This window comes from Amycolatopsis sp. NPDC003861, from assembly GCF_053605405.1.
This window is the reverse complement of record NZ_JBSGJD010000103.1, coordinates 1-23,602: the sequence shown is the minus strand read 5'-3', so window position 1 is coordinate 23,602 and position 23,602 is coordinate 1. Positions and strand designations below refer to the sequence as shown.

4 protein-coding genes are annotated in these 23,602 nt (G+C 74.6%); all 4 read left to right on the top strand.

All coding sequences use genetic code 11. The features are described 5' to 3' along the window. Nucleotides 1-14 precede the first annotated feature (14 nt). The 4 genes from ACWEVN_RS24610 to ACWEVN_RS24595 all read left to right on the top strand — a co-directional run bounded on the left by ACWEVN_RS24610 (nucleotide 15) and on the right by ACWEVN_RS24595 (nucleotide 23,516). Nucleotides 15-20,213: a non-ribosomal peptide synthase/polyketide synthase gene (locus ACWEVN_RS24610; RefSeq protein ID WP_452052843.1), complete on the top strand. Its 20,199-nt coding sequence runs from the start codon at nucleotides 15-17 to the stop codon at nucleotides 20,211-20,213. After that, nucleotides 20,210-21,460, top strand: a complete 1,251-nt coding sequence (locus ACWEVN_RS24605; protein WP_452052842.1) for an MFS transporter — start codon at nucleotides 20,210-20,212, stop codon at nucleotides 21,458-21,460. The genes ACWEVN_RS24610 and ACWEVN_RS24605 overlap by 4 nt, the downstream gene beginning before the upstream one ends. Continuing rightward, nucleotides 21,457-22,662 carry a cytochrome P450 gene (locus ACWEVN_RS24600; protein ID WP_452052841.1) on the top strand — a complete coding sequence of 402 codons (1,206 nt, stop codon included), beginning with the start codon at nucleotides 21,457-21,459 and terminating at the stop codon, nucleotides 22,660-22,662. Before ACWEVN_RS24605 ends, ACWEVN_RS24600 begins: the two co-directional genes overlap by 4 nt. Nucleotides 22,663-22,745: 83 nt before the next feature. Further along, the gene (locus ACWEVN_RS24595) at nucleotides 22,746-23,516 is read left to right on the top strand and encodes a hypothetical protein (protein WP_452052840.1); all 771 of its coding nucleotides are present in this window, start codon (nucleotides 22,746-22,748) and stop codon (nucleotides 23,514-23,516) included. The last annotated feature ends 86 nt before the right edge of the window (nucleotides 23,517-23,602 follow it).

Sequence of the window (23,602 nt, the reverse complement as noted above, 5' to 3'; positions counted from 1 at the left end):
AGGAAACGAAAGCGATGACCACCTCGAGGAAGAGCCGCATCGATGCGTTGCCCGCCGAGCTGCGGGAGACGCTCAAGCGCCGGCTGGCCGGGCGGGCGGAGCGGACCGATGTCATCGGCCGGGCGCCGCGGGAGGACGCCCTGCCGTTGTCGTTCGCGCAGCAGCGGCTGTGGTTCCTCGACGAGTTCCGCCCCGGGGACGCCGAATACAACAGCGCCGTCGCGCTGCGGCTCACCGGGCCGCTCGACACCGGCGCGCTCGCCGGCGCGTCGCAGCAGCTGGTGGCCCGCCACGAAGCCCTGCGCACCACCATCGACGACGCCGGCGGCACCCCCGTCCAGGTCATCCACGACACCCTGGACGTCCCGCTCCGGACCGTCGACCTGACCAGCGACCCCGCGCTGCGGCCCGCCGACCTCGACGAGGTGCTGGGCACCGAGTACAGCCGGTCGTTCGACCTGCGCCGCGGGCCGCTGGTGCGGCTGCTGCTGGTCCGGGCCGAGCCGCAGCGCCACGTCCTGCTGATCACCGCCCACCACGTCGTCACCGACGGCGAATCGATGGGCATCCTCGTCGGCGAGCTCGGCGCGCTCTACGCGGCCGCCGTCCGGGGCGAGGCCGCGGACCTGCCCGAACCGGCCGTCCAGTACGCCGATTTCGCGGTGTGGCAACGGAACCGCCTCGCCGGGCCCGCCCTCGACCGGCACCTCGCCTACTGGACGACGCAGCTGGCCGGCGTCGAACCGCTCGACCTGCCCGCCGACCGGCCGCGGCCCGCCGTGCGCACCACCGCCGGCGCCGTGCACCACTTCCGCGTCCCGGCCGAGGTCGCCGCCGGGCTGGCCGACCTGGCCCGGACCCACGACACCACGCTCTACACCGTCCTGGTCGCGGCCTGCCAGGTGCTCTTCGCCCGCTACACCGGGCGCACCGACATCGCCGTCGGCACCGTGGTCTCCGGCCGGAACCGGCCCGAGCTGCAGCGGACCGTCGGCTTCTTCGTCGACACCGTCGTCATCCGGTCCACTGTGGACCGCACCGCCCCGTTCGGGACGTTCCTCGACGCGGTCCGCACGACCGTGCTGGAGTCCTTCGAGCACGCCGAAGCTCCGTTCGAGAAGCTCGTCGAAGCACTGCGCCTCGACCGCGACGCCAGCCGCACCCCGCTGTTCGACGCGATGGTCCTGCTGCACGGCAGCGCGGGCAGCCCGGTGGACTTCGCCGGGCTGACGGCCGAGCCGGTCGAGGTGGCCCGCCGGGCCGCCAACTTCGACCTCACCGTCGAATTCCAGCCGGCCGGCGGCGTCCTCGAAGGCTCCCTGGAGTACAACACCGACCTGTTCGACGCGCGGACCGCCGTCGCGATCGGCGAGCACCTCACCGTGCTGCTGACCGCGATCGCCGCCGACGCCCGGCGCCCGGTCGGCGACCTGCCGCTGCTCACCGCCGGCGAGGAATCCCGGCTGCTCACCGAGTGGAACGCCACCGCGCTGGACGTGCCCGCGGCCACCGTCACCGAGCTGTTCGAGTCCCAGGCGAAGCGCAGCCCGGACGAGACCGCGCTCGTCGCCGGGGACATCGCGCTGAGCTTCGCCGAGCTCAACGCGATGGCCAACCGCCTGGCCCGCCACCTCGTCACGCTGGGCGCCGGCCCCGAGCGCGTCGTGGCCCTCGCCCTCCCGCGCACCGCCGACGCGATCGTCGCCTTCCTCGCCGTGCTCAAGGCCGGTGCGGTGTACCTGCCGATCGACCCCGCCCTGCCCGCCGACCGGAAAGAGCTGCTGCTGCGCGACTCCGGTGCCGAACTGGTCCTCGGGCCGGCGGACGTCGCGGACCGGGACCACCCCGGTACCGACCTCACCGACGACGACCGGATCGCGCCGCTGCGGCCGGACAACACCGCCTACGTCATCTACACCTCCGGGTCGACCGGCCGCCCGAAGGGGGTGGCCGTCCCGCACCGCAACCTCACCAACCTGCTCTTCAACCACCGCACCGATTTCGCCGCACCCGGCCGCCGGCTGCGGGTCGCGCTGACGGCGACACTTTCCTTCGACACCTCCCTCGAAGGCCCGCTGCTCATGGCCGACGGCCACGAGCTGCACCTGATCGGCGAGGACACCCGGCTCGACGCGGACGCGCTCGTCGACTACATCGCCGAGCGCCGGATCGACTTCCTCGACCTCACCCCGACCTACCTGCGCCGGCTGATCCCCGCCGGGCTGCTGACCGACCCGCGCCACCGCCCGAAGATCCTCATGCTCGGCGGCGAAGCCCTCGACGACACGCTCTGGCGGGACCTCTCCGGCGCCGAAGTCACCGTGGCGCACAACTTCTACGGCCCCACCGAGTACACAGTGGACGCCGTCTCGTGCCGGGTCGGCGAAACGGCCCGCCCGGTGCTGGGCCGTCCCCTGGCCAACACCCGCGCCTACGTCGTCGACCAGGACCTGCGGCCGGTGCCCGCCGGCGTGCCCGGCGAACTGTGCCTCGCCGGGGCGCAGCTCGCGCGCGGCTACCTCGGCCGGCCGGGCCGGACCGCCGGCAGCTTCGTCGCGAACCCCTTCGGCGCGCCGGGGATGCGCATGTACCGCACCGGCGACCGCGTGCGCTGGACCGCCGACGGGCAGCTGGAGTACCTGGGCCGCCTCGACGACCAGGTGAAGATCCGCGGCTTCCGCGTCGAACCCGGCGAGGTCGAGGCCGCGCTGGTGCGCCTGCCCGGCGTCTCCGCCGCCGTCGTCGTCGCCAACCGGCCCGAAGGCGGGCACGCCCGGCTGGTCGCCTACGTCGTCGGCACCGCCGAGGTCACCCCGGACGGCCTGCGTACCGCCCTGCGGGCCACGCTGCCCGACTACCTGGTGCCCTCGGCGTTCGTCCCGATCGACGCGATTCCGCTGACCCCGCAGGGCAAAGTCGACCGCCGGGCGCTGCCCGCCCCGGACGCGCCGACGGACGGCCAGGCCTACGTGCCCGCGCGCACCGCCGTCGAACACCAGCTGGTGGCGATCTGGTCCGAGGTGCTCGGCAACGACCGCATCGGCGTCGAGGACAACTTCTTCGGCCTCGGCGGCGACTCGATCCTCAGCATCCAGGTGGTCGCCCAGGCCCGCCAGGCCGGCCTGCGCCTCACCTCGCGCGACATCTTCCTGCACCAGACCATCGCCGGCCTCGCCACCGCCGTGCAGACCGCCGCGGTGCTCGCCCCGGCGGCGGGACCGGTCGCCGGCCCGGCCCCGCTCACGCCGATCCAGCACTGGTTCTTCGCCACCCACGGGCCCCTGGCCCACTTCACCATGTCGCAGCTGCTCGAACTGCCCGCCGACGTCGACCAGCAGGCCCTGCGGACCGCCCTCGACGCGGTCGTCGCCCACCACGACGCCCTGCGCACCCGGTTCTTCACCGTCGACGGCCACTGGCGGCAGGAGGTCACGCCGACGCCGCCGACCGGCGTCCTGCGGATCCGGGACCTGTCCTCCCTCGGCGACGCCGGGCAGCGCGCCGGTATCGAGGCCGCGGCCGCGCAGGTGCGCGCCGGCCTCGACCTCACCACCGGCACCCTCGCCGGCGCGGCGCTGCTCCTGCGCGGCACCCGGCCGCCGCTGCTGTTCCTGGCCGTGCACCACGTCGTGACCGACGGCGTGTCGCTGCGGCTGCTGCTCGGCGACCTCGAAACCGCCTACGGCCAGGTCGTCTCCGGTGCCCCGATCCGGCTCGCGGCAAGCGCCACGCCGTTCACCCAGTGGGCGCACCTGCTGGAACAGCACGTCCGCGACGGCGGGTTCGCCGACGACCTCGAGCACTGGACGCGGGTGGCCCGCCGGGTCCCGGCGCAGCTGGCCGCCGACCACGCGGGCGCGGGCACCACCGGCTCCACCCGCACGCTGACCGTGACCCTCGGCGCCGAAGACACCGACGCGCTGCTGCACCGCGTCCCCGCGACCTACCGGACCCAGGTCAACGACGTGCTGCTGAGCGCGCTCGGCCGGGCCCTCGCCGACCGCACCGGGGAAGCCGGAGTCCTGATCGCCCTGGAGGGGCACGGACGCGAGGACGTCCTCGACGGCGTCGACCTCTCCCGGACGGTCGGCTGGTTCACCACGCAGTTCCCGGTGGCGCTCGACCTGCCGCCGTCGGGGGACTGGGGCGCCACGCTCAAGGCGGTCAAGGAGCAGCTCCGGGCCGTCCCGCGCCGCGGCCTGAGCTACGAGGCGCTGCGGTACCTCGGCGAGCCGGACGCGCCGGGCCACGCCCTGCAGGCGTTCCCGCTGCCGCAGGTCTGCTTCAACTACCACGGCCGCTGGGACGCCCAGGCCGGCGAGCGGGGGTTGTTCCGCGGGCGGCACGACAGCCCGGGCGCGGACATCGCCCCGGAGGAGGCGAGCACCTACCAGCTGGACGTCACCGGGGTGGTGGAGTCCGGCGCGCTGTCGCTGACGTGGTCCTACTCCGACCAGGTCAACGACGAGCACACCGTCCGCGAGCTGGCCGAGGCGATGCTGACCGGCCTGCGGGAGATCGTCGCGCACTGCGCGCAGCCCGGCAGCGGCGGCCGCACGCCGTCGGACTTCCCCCTGGCCCGCCTCGACCAAGCCGGGGTGGACCGGCTGGCCGGGGACGGCCGCGACGTCGACGACATCTACCCGCTGACTCCGCTGCAGGCGGGCATGTTGTTCCACAGCCTTTTTGCGGGGGGTCCGGGTGGCGGAGCCCCCGGCCCGGGGCGGAGCCCCGGATGTGACAGCCTGCTCGATCCCACCGCCGACGCCTATGTCGATCAGGCGCGGATGCTCCTGGACGGCGTCCGCGACCCCGACGCGTTCGCGCAGGCCTGGCAGCAGGTCGCCGACCGCACCCCGGTCCTGCGCACCGAGCTGGTCTGGGACGGCCTCGAGGAACCGCTGCAGGTCGTGCGGCACCGGGCGGCCGTCCCGATCACCCGCCACGACTGGCGGGGCCTTTCCGAAGCCGAGCAGGCCGAACAGCTGGACCGGCTCTCGGCCGAAGACGCCGCTCGCGGCCTGGACCTCACCACCGCGCCGCTGATGCGGCTGGCCGTCGTCGCGCTCACCCACGACCGCGTGCTGCTGATGTGGACCTCCCACCACATCGTGCTCGACGGCTGGAGCCTCGCCCAGATCTTCACCGAGGTGTGCGAGCAGTACGCCGCGATCACCGAGCACCGGGTCCCGCGCGTGCCGGCGCACCGGCCGTTCCGCGACTACCTCGGCTGGCTCGCCGCCCAGGACGTCACCGCGGCCGAAAACCACTGGCGTGATGTGCTTGCGGGCTTCGCCGCCCCGACCCCGCTGCCGTGGGACCGGCCCCCGGCCCAGGCCCACCGGACCCGCTCGTCGCGCACGATCCGGACGTCGCTGTCCACAGAGGACACCGCTCGGCTGCGGGCCGTGGCCCGGCGCCACGGTCTCACCGTCAACACGCTCGTGCAGGGCGCCTGGGCGCTGCTGCTGGCCCACTCCGGCGGCGAGTCCGACGTCGTGTTCGGCACCACCGTTTCCGGCCGCCCCGACGACCTGCCGGGCGTGGAGACGATGATCGGGATGTTCATCAACACCGTCCCGACCCGCACGCGGATCGACCGCGGCGAGCCGGTCCTGGCGTGGCTGCGGCGGCTGCAGGACGAGCAGAACCAGGCCCGCCGCTACGACTTCCTCGCGCTCGGGAAGCTGCGCGCCCTCAGCGACGTCCCGCCGGGGGAGAACCTGTTCGACAGCATGGTCGCGTTCGAGAACTACCCCTTCGACGAGAACGCCGCCGCGCAGGCGGGGGTCACCCTGCGCGAGGTGACCGCGCTCGACGCCACGACGTTCCCGGTCACCCTGCGCGCCTACGCCGACCGCCAGCTCGGCTTCGAGCTGGCCACCGACCCGGCGCTGTTCGACGAGGAAACGGCCACCGCGCTGGCCGCCCGCCTGGAGACCCTGCTGCTCGGGCTCGCCGAGGACCCGGACCGCCCGATCGCCCGGCTGCCGTGGCTGTCGGCCGCCGACCGCGCCCGGCTCACCGTCGAGCCGCTCCCGTCGCTGCCCGCGCCGACCCTCACCGAGCTGTTCGCCGCCCAGGTCGCGGCGCACCCGGACGCGGTCGCTCTCACCGCCGAAGGCACGCACTGCACCTACGCCGAGCTGAACGCGCGGGCCAACCGCCTGGCCCACCGGCTGATCGCGCTCGGCGCCGGGCCGGAACGGTTCGTCGCGCTGCGCCTGCCGCGCTCGCCGGAACAGGTCGTCGCGATCCTCGCCGTCCTCAAGGCCGGGGCCGCGTATCTGCCGATCGACCCGGCCACCCCGGCCGAACGCGTCGAGCGGATGTGCGCCGACACGGCTCCCGTCGCCGTCCTCGGCCCCGACGACGTCGACGTGGCCGAGGGGCCGGACACCGATCCGCCGCCGCGCTGCACGCCGGACCACCCCGCCTACGTCATCTACACCTCCGGCTCGACCGGGCTGCCCAAGGGCGTGGTGATCCCGCACCGCAACGTCACCCGCCTGTTCGCCGCGACCGCGCGCTTCGGCTTCGGGCGCGACGACGTCTGGACGCTGTTCCACTCCTACGCGTTCGACTTCTCCGTGTGGGAGATCTGGGGCCCGCTGCTGCACGGCGGCCGGCTCGTCGTCGTGCCGCACGCGGTGTCCCGCTCGCCGCGGGAGTTCCTGCGGCTGCTGGCCGACGAGCGGGTCACCGTGCTCAACCAGACGCCGTCGGCGTTCTACCAGCTCGTCCGGGCCGACGAAGACGACCCCGGCGCCCGGCTCGCGCTGCGGTACGTCATCTTCGGCGGCGAGGCGCTCGACACGCGCCGGCTGGCCGGCTGGTTCGCCCGCCACGGCGACCGCGCCCCGCGGCTGGTGAACATGTACGGCATCACCGAAACCACCGTGCACGTCACCGAACACGACCTTCGGTCCGAGGTGGACACTCCGGGTGTCATCGGCACCGCCCTGCCCGACCTGCGCGGGTACGTCCTCGACACGGACCTGAACCCGGTCCCGGCCGGGGTGCCCGGCGAGCTCTACGTGGCCGGCGACGGCCTGGCCCGCGGCTACCTCGGCCGCCCCGGGCTGACCGCGGCCCGGTTCGTCGCCGACCCCTTCGGCGCGTCCGGGTCCCGGATGTACCGATCCGGCGACCGGGTGTCCCGCACCCACGACGGCGCCCTGCGCTACCACGGCCGCGCCGACCAGCAGGTCAAGATCCGCGGCTTCCGGATCGAACCGGGCGAGATCGAAGCGACCCTGCTGACCCTGCCCGACGTCGGCTCGGCGGCGGTGCTGGCGCGTGAGGACGAGCCCGGCCGCAAGCGGCTGGTCGCCTACGTCGTCCCGGCGAGACCGGACGCGCCGCCGAGCACCGCGCGGCTGCGCGAGCACCTGGGCCGGTCGCTGCCGGACTACATGGTGCCCTCGGCGTTCGTCACGCTCGGCGAACTCCCGTTGACCCGCAACGGGAAGCTCGACCAGCGGGCGCTGCCGGCCCCGGCCGCGGCCACGGCAGAGCCCGCCGAGTTCGCCGAACCCCGCACCGAAACCGAACGCACGGTGGCGGCGGTCCTGGCCGCGACGCTCGGCCTGGAGCGCGTCGGCGCCGACGGCAACTTCTTCGAACTCGGCGGGGATTCCATCCTCAGCATCCGGTTCACCTCCGCGCTGCGCGAGGCGTTCGGCGTCGACGTGTCCCCGCGGACGGTGTTCGACCACCCGACGGTGGCGGGCCTGGCCGCCGCGCTGCCCACCGCGTCCGCCACGCCGCTGTCCGCGGTGATCACGCCGGTGGGCCGCGACGGCGAGCTGCCGCTGTCCTTCGCCCAGCAGCGCCTGTGGTTCCTCGACGACTTCGCGCCCGGCAGCACCGACCACGTCACGGTCTTCGGCGTGCGGCTGCGCGGCGACCTGCGGCCCGACGCGCTCGCCCGGGCGCTCACCACGCTGATCGCCCGGCACGAGTCGCTGCGCACCACGTTCCCGGCCGTCGACGGGCGTCCCCGCCAGGTCGTGGGGGAGCCGTGGCAGCTCGCGCTGCCGGTCACCGACGTCGCCGGCCCGGAGGAGCTGCGGCGGCTGCTGGCCGAGGACCTCGCCCGGCCGTTCGACCTCGCCCGGGGCCCGCTGCTGCGCGCCCGGCTGGTCCGCGTGGCCCCGGACGACCACGCCCTGGTGCTGTCCCTGCACCACATCATCACCGACGGCTGGTCGATGGGTGTCCTGATCGGCGAACTGGCCACCCTCTACGGCGACGAGCGCGCCGAACTCCCGGCGTTGCCGATCCAGTACGCGGACTTCGCCGCGTGGCAGCGCGAGCGCCTCACCGGCGACTTCCTCGACGAGCAGCTCGGCTTCTGGCGCCGGGAGCTCGACGGCCTGCGCCCCCTCGACCTGCCGACCGACCGCCCGCGTCCGGCCACCCGGACGGCCAACGGCGCCGAGCACGAGTTCACCCTCGGCGCCGAGGCCCTCGCCGGGCTGCGGCGGCTCGGCCGGGACCGCGACACGACGCTGTTCACGGCGCTGGTCGCGGCCTGCCAGCTGGTGCTGCGCCGCTGGTCCGGCCAGGACGACGTCGCCGTCGGCACGGTCACCTCCGGTCGCGACCACCCGGAGGTCCAGGACCTGGTCGGGCTCTTCGTCAACACCGTCGTGCTGCGGTCCTCAGTGGACGGACGGCGGGGTTTCGGGGAACTGCTCGGCACCGTCCGCCGGACCGTCCTGGACGCCTTCGCCCACCAGGACGTGCCGTTCGAGCGGATCGTCGACGAGCTGAGCCCCGACCGCGACCCCAGCCGCACCCCGCTGTTCGAGGTGCTGGTCACGCTGCAGAACGCCGGCAACCGCCTGCCCGCGCTGGCCGGGCTCACCGCCGGCGAGCTGACGCTGCCGATGACCACCGCCGGGTTCGACCTGAGCGTCGAGTTCGAAGAGCGCCCGGACGGGCTGCGCGGGCTGCTGAACTACAACACCGACCTGTTCGACGCGGCGACCGTGCGCCGGTTCGCCGAGCAGCTCACGGTCCTGCTCGCCGCGGTCACCGCCGAACCCGACCGGCCCGTCGACACCCTGCCCCTGCCCGCGGCCGAAGAGGAACTGGTCGTCGGGACGTGGAACGCGACCGGCCGGCCGGAGCCGGAGACGACCGTCGTCGGGCTGTTCGAGGCGCAGGCCGCCCGGACCCCGCACGCGACCGCGCTCGTCAGCGGTACCACTGCGCTGACCTTCGCGGAGCTGAACGCCCGCGCCAACCAGGTCGCGCGGGTCCTCGTCGCCCGGGGTGCCGGGCCCGAGCGGCTGGTGGCGGTCGCCTTGCCGCGCTCGGCCGAACTCGTGGTCACGATCCTCGCCGTGCTCAAGGCCGGTGCCGTCCACCTGCCGCTGGACCCCGAGCTTCCCGAACGGCGGCGGGAGGCGCTGCTGGCCGACGCGCGTCCGGCCCTCGTGCTCACCGAACCCGTTGCCGCCGAGGGAGCGGACACGAATCCCACCGACCGGCCCGCGCCGGACCACGCGGCCTACGCGATCTACACCTCCGGCTCCACCGGAACGCCGAAGGGCGTCCTCGTCACCCACCGCGCCCTGGCCAACTTCGCCGTCGACCACGCGGACCGGTTCACCGCCGCGGCCGGGAAGGACCGGCTGCGGGTGGCGCTGACCGCCGCGTTCTCCTTCGACGCGTCCTGGGAGACCGTGCTGCTGATGCTCACGGCCGGGCACGAACTGCACGTGATCGACGGCGACACCCGGCTCGACCCGGTCCTGCTCGCCGGGTATGTCGCCGAGCACGGGATCGATCTGGTCAACTCGACACCGTCGTTCGTCCGGCACCTGCTGGAAGCCGGTCACTGCCCGCCCGTGCTCCTGGTCGGCGGGGAGGCCATCGGCGAGGCGTTGTGGCGCGACCTGAGCGACCTCGACGGTGTCACCGCGTTCAACCTCTACGGCCCGACCGAGTGCACGGTCGACGCCACCCTCTGCCGGATCGGCGAGACCGGCCGCGAAGTGATCGGCCGTCCCACCGGGAACGTGCGGGCCTACGTCCTCGACGACCGGCTGCGTCCGGCCCCGATCGGCGTGCCCGGCGAGCTGCACCTGGCGGGTGTCCAGCTGGCCCGCGGCTACCTCGACCGGCCCGGCCTGACCGCGGATCGCTTCCGCGCCGACCCGTTCGGCCCGCCGGGCAGCCGGATGTACGCCACCGGCGACCGGGCCCGCTGGACCGCCGAAGGTCACCTCGAGTACCTCGGCCGCGTCGACGACCAGGTCAAGATCCGCGGCTTCCGGATCGAGCCCGGTGAGGTCGAGGCGGCGCTGCGAGCCCTGCCCGGCGTCGCCGACACGGTGGTCGTCGCCCGTGACGGCCGGCTGGTCGCCTACGTCGTCCCGGGTTCCGCGGCGGATCCCGCGCGGCTGCGGACGGCGCTGAAGGAAACCCTGCCCGAGCACCTGATGCCGTCGGTGTTCGTCCCCCTCGAACGGCTGCCGCTGGCCACCAGCGGCAAGGTCGACCGCCGCGCGCTGCCCGCGCCCGCCGTCCACCCGGCCCCGGCCGAAGGCCGGACGGCCCCGCGCACCGACGCCGAGCGGCTGCTGGCGGAGATCTGGGCCGACGTCCTCGGCGTCGGCGAGCCGGGGGTGGACGACAACTTCTTCGCCCTCGGCGGGGATTCGATCCTCAGCATCCAGGTCGTCGCCCGGGCCCGGCGGCACGGCCTGCGGCTGACGTCCCGGGACGTCTTCCGCCACCAGAGCATCGCCGAGCTCGCCCTCGTCGCCGGCACCGAGTCCGGTGCAGCCGAGGCCGGGTTCACCGGTGCGGCGCCCCTCACGCCGATCCAGCGGTGGTTCTTCGCAACCGGCCACCACGACCACTTCACCATGTCCACGCTCGCCGAGCTCGACCCGGACGTCTCGGTGCCCGCTCTCGAAACCGCCCTGGGTGCGGTGCTGGCCCGCCACGACGCCCTGCGCACCCGGTTCACCCGCACCGATTCCGGGTGGCGGCAGGAGTTCGCTCCGGAACGGGAGATCCCGGCGCTGCGGCACGTCGAATCGTCCGATGTGGACGTGGTCGCCGCCGAAGCGCGCGCCACCCTGCGGGTCGGCGACGGGCCGCTCGTCGCGCCCGTGCTGATCACCTCCGGAGGACAGCCACCGCGGCTGCTGCTGGTCGTCCACCACCTGGTGATCGACGGCGTGTCGTGGCGGATCCTGCTGGAAGACCTCGAAACCGCCTACCGCCAGGTGGCCGCGGGGCAGCCGGTCGACCTCGGCCCGGCCCCCGCGAGCTACCTCCGCTGGGCGGATCGCCTCGCCGGGCACGGCTTCGACGCCGAACTGCCGTACTGGACCGGCGTGCTCGACGGCGTCGACCCCGCCCTGCCGGTGGACGCGACGGGGGAGAACACCGCCGGAAGCGCCCGCACGGTCACCGTCCGCCTCGACGCCGAGACCACCGACGCCCTGCTGCGCCGGGTGCCGGAGGTCTACCGCACGCAGATCAACGACGTCCTGCTGAGCGCGCTCGGCCGGGTGCTGGCCCGCTGGACCGGCCGGGACCGCGTCCTGGTTTCCCTGGAAGGCCACGGCCGCGAAGAGCTCTTCGACGACCTCGACCTCTCCCGCACGGTCGGCTGGTTCACCGCCGAGTACCCGGTCGCGCTCAGCCTCCCGGCGGCCGACGGCTGGGGACCGACCCTGAAGGCCGTCAAGGAGCAGCTGCGAGCCGTCCCGGGCAAGGGCCTCGGCTACGGCTCGCTGCGGCGGCACGGCGACCCGGTGCCGCAGATTTCCCTGAACTACCACGGACAGTGGACCGCCGGTGGCGACGCCGAGGGGCTGTACCGGGGCTGGGGCGGCGACCTCGGCGACGACGTCGACCCCGCGCGGCCGCGCACCGCCCTTCTCGACGTCGTCGGGATCGTCGACGGCGGCCGTCTCGAACTGGGCTGGACCTACGCCCCCGGCGTCCACCGCGAAGACACCGTGCGCGGCCTTGCCGAGCAGGTCCTGACGGCGTTGCGCGAGATCGTCGCGCACTGCGCCACCCCGGGCGCCGGCGGCCGCACGCCGTCGGACTTCCCGCTGGCCCGGTTGAGCGCGGCCGAACTGGACACCGTGGCCGGCGACGGCCGGGCGGTCGAGGACGTCTACCCGCTCACCCCGCTGCAGGCCGGGATGGTGTTCCACACCCTGGTCGACGACGGGTCCCCGGCCTACTTCGAACAGGTCCGCATCCGGCTCGCGGGGGTCGCCGACCCGGCCGGGCTCGCCGCGGCCTGGCAGCGGGTCGTCGACCGGACACCCGTGCTGCGCACCCGGCTCGTCTGGACCGGTGTCGAAGAGCCCGTGCAGGTGGTGGCCCGGGCGGCGATCCTGCCGGTCACCCACCACGACTGGCGCGACCTCGGCGCGGCCGAGCGGGAAGCCGCGCTGGAGGCCGCCCTGGCGGCCGACCGGGCCGTCCCGTTCGACCTGACCCGGGCCCCGCTGACCCGCTTGACGATCGCCGCCCTCCCCGGCGACGAGGTCGACCTGATCTGGACGTCCCACCACGTCCTGTTCGACGGCTGGAGCTCCGCGCAGGTCTTCGCCGAAGCCTGCGAGGAGTACGCCGCGGCGTCCGCCGGCGGCCGGCCCGCCCTGGTCACCCGGCGCCCGTACCGGGACTACCTCGGCTGGCTGGCCGGCCGCGACCAGGCCGCCGCCGACGCGTTCTGGGCGGACACCCTGGCCGGCTTCGACGCGCCGACCGCATTGCCCTACGACCGCCCGCCGGCCGAAGCCCACCAGTCCCGCTCCACCGACTCGGTCCGGATCGAGCTGCCGCCGGCCGCGACCCTGCGGCTGCGGGAGTTCGCCAGGACCCACGGCCTCACCGTCAACACCGTCGTCCAGGGCGGCTGGGCGCTGCTGCTGGCGCTGCTGTCGGGCGATCGGGACGTCGTCTTCGGCACCACGGTCTCCGGCCGCCCGGCCGACCTGGCCGGCGTGGAGACCATGATCGGGCTGTTCATCAACACCATCCCCACCCGCGTCCGGGTGAACGGCACCCAGCCGGTCGCGCGGTGGCTCGGGCAGCTGCAGACAGCCCAGAGCGAGGCCCGCGACCACGACTTCGTGTCGCTGGCCCGGCTGCGCCCGCTCAGCGACGTCCCGGCGGGGCAGAACCTGTTCGACAGCATGGTGGTGTTCGAGAACTACCCGATCAGCGAGCCCGCCACCGCGGGCGCGCCCCGGGTCGTCGAGGTCGCCTCGGCCGACGCCACGAACTTCCCGCTGTGCCTGCGCGCGTTCCTCGACGAAGGCCTCGCGCTCGACCTCGCCTACGACCCGGCGCTCTTCGACGCGCGGACCGTCACGGCGATGACCGACCGGCTGGGGTGGCTGCTCGACGCCGTCACCGCGGACCCGGACCGGCCCCTGGCCCGCGTGCCGTGGGTCGAGGTCGCGGAACGCGCCCGGGTGCTCGCCGACGCCCACGGCCCGGGCGCCGCCGGGACCCCGTCCACGGTGCTCGCGTTGTTCGCCGACCAGGTCGCGCGCCGCCCCGGCGACCCCGCCGTGCTCGCCACCGACCGGACCCTGACGTACCGGGAGCTGGACGAACGGGCCAACCACCTGGCCGGGCGGCTGACCGGGCTCGGCATCGCGGTCGAGGACCGGATCGGGCTGCTGCTCGAACCCTCGGTGGACCACGTCGTCGCCGAACTCGCCGTGCTCAAGGCGGGGGCGGCCTACGTGCCCCTGGACACCCGGGCGCCGCACGAGCGGCTGCGGGCCGTGCTCGCCGAGGCCGGGGTGTCGGTCGTGGTGGCCGGTGACAGCTGGGTGCCCGCCGCCGAATCCGTCCACAGTGGACCGGTGCTGACGGTCGGCGAGCAGCGGTCCGCAGCCGCGCCCGACTCCGCTGTGGGACCCGAAAACCTCGCCTACGTCATGTACACCTCGGGTTCCACGGGGGTGCCGAAGGGCGTCGCCGTGCGCCACCGCGACATCACCGCGCTGGCCCAGGACGGCCGGTTCGCCGGCGGCGCCCACACGCGGGTCCTTTCGCACTCGCCGCTGGCTTTCGACGCCTCCACCTACGAACTGTGGGTGCCGCTGCTGGGCGGCGGCGCGACGGTCTTGCCCGACGGGCCGGACCTGACGCCGGAGTCGTTGCGGCACGCGATCTCCGCCCACGGCGTGACGTCGGCGTGGCTGACCGCCGGGCTCTTCCGGCTGCTCGCCCAGGACGCCCCCGACGGCCTGCGCGGCCTGCGCGAGGTGTGGACCGGCGGCGACGTCGTCCCGCCCGCCGTGGTGCGCGCGGTCCAGGCCGCGTGCCCCGGCCTCGTCGTGGTCGACGGCTACGGCCCCACCGAAACGACCACCTTCGCCACCTCCTTCCGGATGGCCGGCGAGCCGGTCCCCGAGCCGGTGCCGATCGGCCGTCCGCTCGACGGCATGCGCGCGTACGTGCTGGACGCCGAGCTGCGCCCGCTGCCGGCCGGCGCCCCCGGGGAGCTGTGCCTGGCCGGCGCGGGCCTGGCGCGCGGTTACCTCGGCCGGCCCGGCCTGACCGCCGAGCGGTTCGTGCCCGACCCGTTCGGCGCGCCGGGGGAGCGGATGTACCGCACCGGCGACGTCGTCCGCCGCGGCGCCGACGGCGAACTCGTGTTCCTCGGCCGGTCCGACGACCAGGTCAAGCTGCGCGGGTTCCGGATCGAGCTCGCCGAGGTCGAGGCCGTGCTGGCCGCGCACCCGGCGGTCGCCCAGGCGGTCGCGAGCATCCACACCGACCCGGCCGGCACGCGGCGGCTGATCGCGCACGTCGTCCTCGGACGCGCCGCCGATCCGGACGAACTCCGCGCGCACACCGCCGCGACGCTGCCCGAGTACATGGTGCCCGCCGTGGTGCTGGTGCTGGCCGCGCTTCCGTTGAACCGCAACGGGAAGGTCGACCGCCGGGCGCTGCCCGCGCCGGAGGGCCCGGTGCCGTCGCAGCGGCCGTACGTCGAACCGTCGACCGCGACCCAGTGGGCCGTCGCCGGGATCTGGCAGCGGCTGCTCGGCGTCGAGCGCGTCGGGGCGCAGGACAACTTCTTCGAGCTGGGCGGCGATTCGATCCTCAGCATCCGGCTGGTGTCCCGGCTGCTGGCCGAATGCTGCGTGTCGCTGTCGCCGCGGGCGGTGTTCGCCCACCCGACGGTGTCCCGGCTCGCCGCCGCGATCGAAACGGTCGGGGCGACGGCGGCCGACCCGATCCCGGCCGTCCCGCGCGACGGCGAGCTGCCGCAGTCCTTCGCCCAGCAGCGGCTGTGGTTCCTCGACGAGTTCGAGCCGGGCGGCACCGAGTACGTCACGAGTTCGGCCGTGCGCCTGCGCGGCGAACTGGCCGTCGACGCGCTCGCCGCGGCGTTCACCGCGCTGGTCGCCCGGCACGAGCCGCTGCGGACGACGTTCGGCTCGGCCGACGGCCACGGCGTCCAGCTCGTGCACCCGCCGTCGCCGGTGCCGCTGCCGGTCGTCGACGCCCGCGAGGAGGAGCTCGCGGAGATCCTGCGGGCCGACGCCGGACAGCCCTTCGACCTGAGCGAAGGACCGCTGCTGCGGGCGAAGCTGATCCGGCTCGCGCCGCGGGAGCACGTGCTCACGGTGGCGGTGCACCACATCGTCACCGACGGCTGGTCGAACGGCCTGATCGCCGAAGAGGTCGGCGCATTCTACGCGGCGGCGCTGCGCGGCGAACCGGCGGACCTGCCGCCGTTGCCGGTGCAGTACGCGGACTTCGCGGCCTGGCAGCGCGGCCGTCTCGCCGAGCGGGTCCTGGCCGGCCAGACCGACTACTGGACCGAGCGCCTGCGCGACCTGACGCCGCTGGAGCTGCCCACCGACCGGCCCCGCCCGCCGGTGCGCACCACCCGCGGCGCGACGCACGAGATCGTCGTCCCGGCGGCGGTGACCGCCCGGCTCGAGCAGGTGAGCCGGCAGCGGGAGACGACCCTGTTCACCACGCTCGTCGCGGCGTGCCAGGTGCTGCTCGGCCGCTGGGCCGGCCAGGACGACGTGGCGGTCGGCACGGTGACGTCCGGCCGGGAGCGGCCGGAACTCGAGGGGCTGGTCGGGTTCTTCGTCAACACGCTGGTGCTGCGGTCGCAAGTCCGTCCGGAGGCGGCGTTCACGGCGTTCCTCGACGACGTCGCGGCCGGGGTGCGGGCGGCGTTCGACCACCAGGACCTGCCGTTCGACCGGGTCGTCGACGCGGTCCAGCCGGGCCGCGACCCGAGCCGGACACCGCTGTTCCAGGTGATGGTGGTGCTGCAGAACGGTCCCCGCGAGACGGCGCACCTGCCCGGCCTGGAGACCGAGGAGCTCCCGCAACCGGCGACGGCGGCGAACTTCGACCTGACCCTGGAGTTCCAGCCGGACGGGGGAAAGCTGCGGGCGGCGCTGACGTACAACACGGACCTGTTCGACGCGGCCACGATCGACCGCCTGGCGGCGCACCTGGGCGTCCTGCTGGCGGGGGTGGCCGATGATCCGCACCGGCCGCTGGCCCGGCTGCCGCTGATCGGGGCGGCCGAACGCGAGCTGGTCGTGGAGGCGTGGAACGACACGGCTGTCCCGGTGGAGCCGGTTACGTTGCCTGCGCTGATCTCGGCTTGTGCCCGGCGGACGCCGGACGCGCCCGCGGTGCTCGGGGGCGAGTCCCTGACGTACGCCGAGCTGGAGGAGCGGGCGTCCCGGCTGGCGTCGGTGCTGGCCGGGTACGGGATCGGGCCGGAGCGGATCGTGGCGCTGGCGCTGCCGCGGTCGGTGGAGATCGTGGTGGCGCAGCTGGCGGTGTGGAAGGCCGGCGGGGCGTTCGTCCCGGTGGACCCGACTTACCCGATCGAGCGCATCACGTTCATGCTCGCCGACGCGCGTCCGGCCCTGGTCCTGACGCTGGACGGTCTGGCCCCGCCGGTCCCGGACGGGGTGCCGGTGCTCTCGCTGGACGACCCGGCGGCGTTCGCCGGCGAGCCCGCCGAGGCTGTCCCGGTGCGGCCGGAGCACCCTGCTTACGTCATCTACACCTCGGGGTCCACCGGGCGGCCCAAGGGCGTGGTCGTCACCCACGCCGGGCTGGCGTCGTTCGCCGCCGCCGAGGCCGAGCACCTGCGGGTCGCCGCGGGGGATCGCGTCCTCGCCTACTCCTCGCCGAGTTTCGACGCTTCGATCCTCGAACTCTGCCTGGCCCTGCCGTCCGGTGCGGCGCTCGTGGTGGTGCCGCCCGAGCCGCTGCTCGGCGAGCCGCTCGCCGAGTTCCTGGCGGCTCACCGGATCACCCACACGCTGATCCCGCCGGCCGCGCTGGCCACGGTCCCGGAAACGGACCTGCCGCACCTGCGCACCCTCGTCGTCGGCGGCGACGCCTGCCCGGCCGAGCTCCTCGGCCGGTGGGCCCCGGGGCGGCGGATGATCAACGCGTACGGGCCCACCGAGTCGACGATCGTCGCGACCTGGAGCGAGCCCCTGGCCCCCGGAACACCGCCTCCGATCGGCCGGCCCATCCCGAACACCCGGGTGTACGTCCTCGACGCGGCCCTCCAGCCGGTCCCGATCGGAGTGGCCGGCGAGCTGTACGTCGCCGGGCCGAGCCTGGGCCGCGGCTACCTCGACCGGCCGGGCCTGACGGCCGACCGGTTCACGGCGAACCCGTTCGCCGCACCGGGCGACCGCATGTACCGAACGGGCGACGTGGTCCGCTGGACGGCGGCCGGCCACCTGGAGTTCACCGGCCGAGCGGACGACCAGGTCAAGGTCCGCGGCTTCCGCATCGAACTGGGAGAGGTGGAGGCGGCCCTGACCCGCCACCCGGGAGTGGCGGCCGCGGTGGCGGCGGTCCAGCAGGACGAGTCGGGGCACAAGCGACTGGTCGCCTGCTTCGTCGCCGCACCGGCGCCCGGGCCGGGGAACGGGTCGGGGGCGCTGCCGGAGGCTGGGGCGGGAACCGCGCCGGTGACCGGGGCGGGGGTCGCGATGGCGGCCGCGCCGCCGGCCGGGTCGGGTGCGCTGCCGCAGACCGTGCCGGAGGCCGAGCCGCCGATCGCGCCGGGGGTCGAGCGGGGGACCGCGCCAGGGGCCGAGCGGGGGACCGCGCCGCTGGCTGGGGCGGGAACCGCGCCGGAGGCCGGATCTGGGGTCGCGATGGCGGCTGCGCCGCAGACCGACCCGAAGACCGCGCCGCCGATCGTGCCGGGGGCCGAGCGGGGGACCGCGCCGGAGTGCGAGCCGCACCCCGCGCGGCAAGCCGAGCCGGAGGCCGCGCCGCAGATCGCGCCGGGGCCCGGCCGGGGGACCGCGCCCGAGATCGAGCCACGCACCGCGCCGCCCACCGGGCCGGGGGTCGAGCCACGCACCGCGCCGCCCACCGGGCGGGGGCTCGAGCCGCACTCCGCGCCCACCGAGCCGGCGGCCGGTTCGGTCAGTGCCGCCGAGTTGCGCGAGTTCCTGGCCCGGTCGTTGCCCGGCCACCTCGTCCCCTCGGCGCTGCTCGAACTCCCCGCCCTGCCGCTCAGCCCGAGCGGCAAGGTCGACCGCCGCGCTCTTCCCGTGGTCACCTCCGCCGCCGAGCCGGCCGGCCGGCATGTCGAGCCGGTCACCCCGGCCGAGCGGGCCCTCTGCGAAATCTGGGCCCAGGTCCTCGGCCTGGACCGGGTCGGCACCGCCGACAACTTCTTCGAGCTGGGCGGCGACTCCATCCTCAGCATGCAGGTCGTCTCGCGCGCCCGCCAAGCCGGCCTGCGACTGTCCACAAAGGACATCTTCCTGCACCAGACCATCGCCGCCCTGGCGCCCGAAGCCGGCGCGGTGGCCGAGCCAACCGAGGCCGACGGCCCCGTCGTCGGACCGGTGCCGCTGACCCCGATCCAGGACTGGTTCTTCGCCACCCACACCGTCAACCCGCACCACTTCAACCAGTCGATGCTCGTCGAGCTCGCCGACGGCTTCGACGCCGCCGCCCTCCAGCGAGCCCTCGCCGCGGTCTGGACCCACCACGACGCCCTGCGGATGCGCTTCACCCGGACCGAAGACGGCTGGCGCCAGCACAACGCCGACGTCGAGCCGGTGCCCGAACTCCGCCGCGCGGACCTCACCGCCGAGGCCGATCGCCCGGCGGCCCTGGAACGGATCGCCGACGCCGTCCACGCCGGGTTCGACCTCACCCGCGGTCCGCTGCTGGCCGCCGTCCTGGTGACGGCCGATCCCGGGTGGCGGCCGCGGCTGTTCCTGGCCGCGCACCACGTCGTCGTCGACGCCGTCTCCTGGCGCATCCTGCTCGACGACCTCGACACCGCCTACCGCCAGGCCGCCCGGGGCGTCCCGATCGACCTCGGACCGCGGACGACGTCGTTCCGGGACTGGGCGCACCGCCTGCGCGACCACGTCCGCGGCGGCGGTTTCGACGACGAACTCGAGTACTGGGCCGGCCTGCCCGCCGCGGGCGCGCTGCCGGTGGACGACGACGCCACCGGCACCGGCACCGCCGAGGTCACCGTGGTGCTGAACGCCGACGACACCGACGCCCTGCTGCGCTCGGCCCCCGCGGCCTACCGCACGCGCGTCAACGACGTCCTGCTCACCGCCCTGGCCTGGGCGCTCGCCCGGTGGACCGGCCGCCCGGACGTGGCGATCGCCCTCGAAGGCCACGGCCGGGAGGACGTCCTCGACGGCGTCGACCTGAACCGGACCGTCGGCTGGTTCACCACCCTGTTCCCGGTGGCACTGTCCATAGAGGACAGCGAAGGCGCGGACTGGCGGACGCTCGTCAAATCTGTCCGCAAGCAGCTGCGGGCCGTGCCCGGCAACGGGTTCAGCTACGGCGCCCTTCGCCACCTCGGCGCACCGGACGTCCGGGAGCGGCTGGCGGGCCGCACCCCGCAGATCTCGTTCAACTACCTCGGCCAATGGGACGGGGCCGGCGGGCCGGCGACGTCCGAGAGCCTCTACGCGGCCGTCCGCGGTTCGCTCGGCCGCGACCACGACCCGGCCGAGCACCACCCGCACCTGCTCGACCTGGTCGGCGCGGTGCAGGACGGCGAGCTGGTGTTCTCGCTGATCTACCAGCCCGCCCGCCACGACCGGCGGACCGCCGAAGCGCTGGCCGGCGACTTCGCGGCGGCGCTGCGGCAGATCGCCGCCGACAGCCAGGCCCCGGCCCGCCGGAAGGAGCGGCGGTGACCACGCGGCTGTCGCGCAACCGCAACTACCAGCTGCTCTGGGGCAGCCAGGCGTTGTCCGAAGCGGGGTTCAGCGCGTCGATGATCGCGTTGCCGCTGCTGGTCCTGACGGTGACCGGGTCGCCGGCGCTGTCCGGGCTGGTGCTCGGCGTCGACGCGATGGCCCAGCTGGTCGCCGGGCTGCCCGCGGGCGCGCTGGCCGACCGGTGGGACCGCAAGAAGATCCTGCTCGGCTGCGAGGCGGTGTACGCGCTGGCGGTGGGGAGCCTGGCCGCGGCGATCTTCTGGGACAGCGTGGGCGTCCCCCACCTCATCGCGGTCGCGGCGGTGATGGGCTGCTGCCGGTCGCTGTTCGGCCCGGCCGAAGGCGCGATGCTGGCCGGCGTCGTACCCCCGGTCCAGCTGCCGACGGCGGTGGCGATGAACTCCGCGCGCGGCGCGCTCGGGCAGCTGTCGGGCACCGCGGTCGGTGGGTTCCTCTACGGCCTCGGGCGGGCCGTCCCGTTCGCCTTCGACGTGCTCGTCCACCTGGTTTCGCTGGTCGCGCTGACCTTCGTCCGGGCGCCGCGCCGCGAGGCCGCGCCGGTCGAGGGCGGGCACCTCGGCAAGGAGATGGCCGAGGGGCTGCGCTGGGTGTGGAGCGAACGGCACGTGCGCGTCACGGTGGCGTGCGCGGTCAGCCTGAACTTCTTCTTCAGCGCCTACTACATCGTCATCATCGTGCTGGCCAAGGACCGCGGCGTCACTTCGGGCGAGATCGGCGTGATGGCCGCGATGCTGGGCGTCGGCGGCGTGGTGGGGTCGCTGATCGCGCCCTACCTGCAGCGGCGGCTCAGCCCCTACGTGTCGATCATGAGCGTGTTCTGGGTGCTGACGCTGCTGACGCCACTCGCGGCCGTGATCCACGGCGGCTACCTGCTGGGCGCGCTGTTCGTCGCGATGGCCCTGCTCCCGCCGACCGCCAACACGACGATCGGGACGTACCAGCTGCTGCTCACCCCCGACCGGCTGCGCGGCCGCCTGACCAGCGTGATGGGCGTGATCGGCGGGGTGTCCGCGGCGACCGGGCCCGCGTTCGGCGGCCTGGTGGTGCAGACGTTCCCCGGCACGAACGCCGTGCTGCTGTGCGCGGCCGGGATCGCCGTGGTGACCCTGGTCGTCACGGTCAGCCCCACCCTGCGCCGGTTCCCCCGCGCCGACACCCTCGTCCCCGAACCCCAGCCGACGACCGAGGAGAAAACGTCATGACCACCCAGGAATCCGGCGTCTCGTTCGCCTTCGAGGAGCTGCTGGCCCGCTCGGCCGAGCTGCGCGAACGCGGCCCGGTGCACCACGACGAAGAGCGGGGGCTGTGGCGGGTGCTCGACCACGCGGGCGTCTCGCGGGTGCTGTCCGACCCGGCGGCGTTCTCGTCGGACTTCAGCGGGCTCACGCCGGTCCAGGAGGACTTCGAGACGTTCCGCAAGGGCAACTTCGTCGGGATGGACCCGCCGGACCACCGCAAGCTGCGCACCCTGGTCAGCCAGGCGTTCACCCCGCGGGTGGTGGCCGGCCTCGAACCGCGGATCCGGGCCATCACCGGCGAGCTGCTCGACGAGGTCGCCGGGGAGCGGCGCTTCGACGTCGTCGACGCGCTGGCGTACCCGCTGCCGATCATCGTGATCGCGGAGCTGCTCGGGGTGCCGGTGGCGGACCGCCCGCTGTTCACCCGCTGGGCCCAGGTCCTCTTCAGCGGCGACCAGCTCGGCGAGTCGGCCGACATGGCGGACATCCAGCGCGCGCTGGACGCGATCGCGCCGACGATCCGCGAGATGAACGCCTACATCCTCGATCACATCCGCCACCACCGCGCCCACCCCGGCCCGGGCCTGACGAGCCGGCTGGTGGAGGCGGAGTTCAACGGGGAGCGCCTCGAGGACCAGGAGATCGTCGGGTTCGTCGCGCTGCTGCTGATCGCCGGGCACATCACGACGACCGCGCTGCTGGGGAACGCGGTGGTGACGTTCGACCGGAACCCGGCGGCCGCGGCGGCGCTGCGGTCCGCGCCGGAGAGCGTGCCGGCGGCGCTGGAGGAGGTGCTCCGGCTGCTGCCGCCGTTCCCGGAGCTGGGCCGCCGGACGACGCGCGAGGTCGAGCTGGGCGGCCACCGGATCCCGGAGAACTCGATCGTGATGGCGGACCTGGCGTCGGCCAACCGCGACCCGGCGGTGTTCGACCGCCCGGACGCGTTCGAGCCGGGGCGGACGCCCAACCCGCACCAGACGTTCGGCCACGGCATCCACTTCTGCTTCGGGGCGCCGCTGGCCCGGCTGGAGGGGCGGATCGCGTTCGAGGTGCTGTTCTCGCGGTACCGGGACCTGGCGGTCGCCACGGACGCGCCGGTGGTGTTCCAGAACCCGTCGGTGATCGTCAGCGTGCGGCACCTGCCCCTGGACGTGGAACGGGCCTGATGTTCCGGATGCGCTCTCACTGGGTAGCCCCTGGGTGTGAGGTGAGCAGGTGATGCCTGCTGCGACGAGTGAGAGGTGATCACATGAGCCAGGGCGACGCCCCGGTCGGGCGATCGGTGAAGACGGCGGCGGCCGGCGTACGGGACCTCGCCGCGGAGGCCGCGCGGGTCGGGGCGGCGGCAGCCGCGCGAGCGGTCGAAATCACCGATCGGAAGCTGGCCGAAGGCAAGGACGAGCTCGCGAAGGTCGGCCGGGCGGCGACCAAGGACCTCGACAAGAGCACCCGGTCGTCCCGCCGCGACGTGCTGGCCAATTCCGGCGCGGCCCGCGATGAGGTGCTGGCCCGCGCGGTCAAGCTGCGCGACCCGGGCCGCAAAGCGGCCCAAGCGGTGGCGACGGTGGTGAGTTCGGCGGGCGAGTCCGGTCGCAAGCGCCGCAAGGCGGTGGCGACGGCGAAGCGTGATTTGGCGGTGGCGCTGCAGGAGGCCAAGAGCGTGGCCCGAGGGGAGCGCTCGAAGCGAGCCCGCTGGCCGTGGCTGGTGGCGCTGGGGGCGGTGGCGGCGGCCATCGTGGCGGTCGTCCAGATCCGGCGGCCGAACCCGCTGGCCGAGGCGGAGAAGAACGCTTCAGAGGGATCGACGGCGGACAAGGTGACGCCTGCTACGCCGGCTTCGCAGCCGTCGGACAAGCCTTCGGCGGCTTCTGCTCCGGCTCCGACTGCGGCTTCGACCCCGGCCAAGCCGGCTTCGGCTGCGCCGGCGGCTCCGGCTCCGGCTCCGGCCAAGCCTGCGGCCCCGGCTCCGGCGAAGCCGGCGTCGACCGAGAAGCCGGCACAGCAGGCGGCCAACCCGTGATGCCGTGGGCGCCGCCGGCGCTCGCCACCGTGCCCTGGTTGCGCAGGGTCGTGGTGAAGGTGACCGTGTTGCCCGCGGACGGGTTG

Bases quoted from the DNA above. Each gene is read 5' to 3' on its own strand.
- ACWEVN_RS24595 (WP_452052840.1), top strand. From the start codon at position 22,746: ATGAGCCAGGGCGACGCCCCGGTCGGGCGATCGGTGAAGACGGCGGCG.
- ACWEVN_RS24600 (WP_452052841.1), top strand. From the start codon at position 21,457: ATGACCACCCAGGAATCCGGCGTCTCGTTCGCCTTCGAGGAGCTGCTG.
- ACWEVN_RS24610 (WP_452052843.1), top strand. From the start codon at position 15: ATGACCACCTCGAGGAAGAGCCGCATCGATGCGTTGCCCGCCGAGCTG.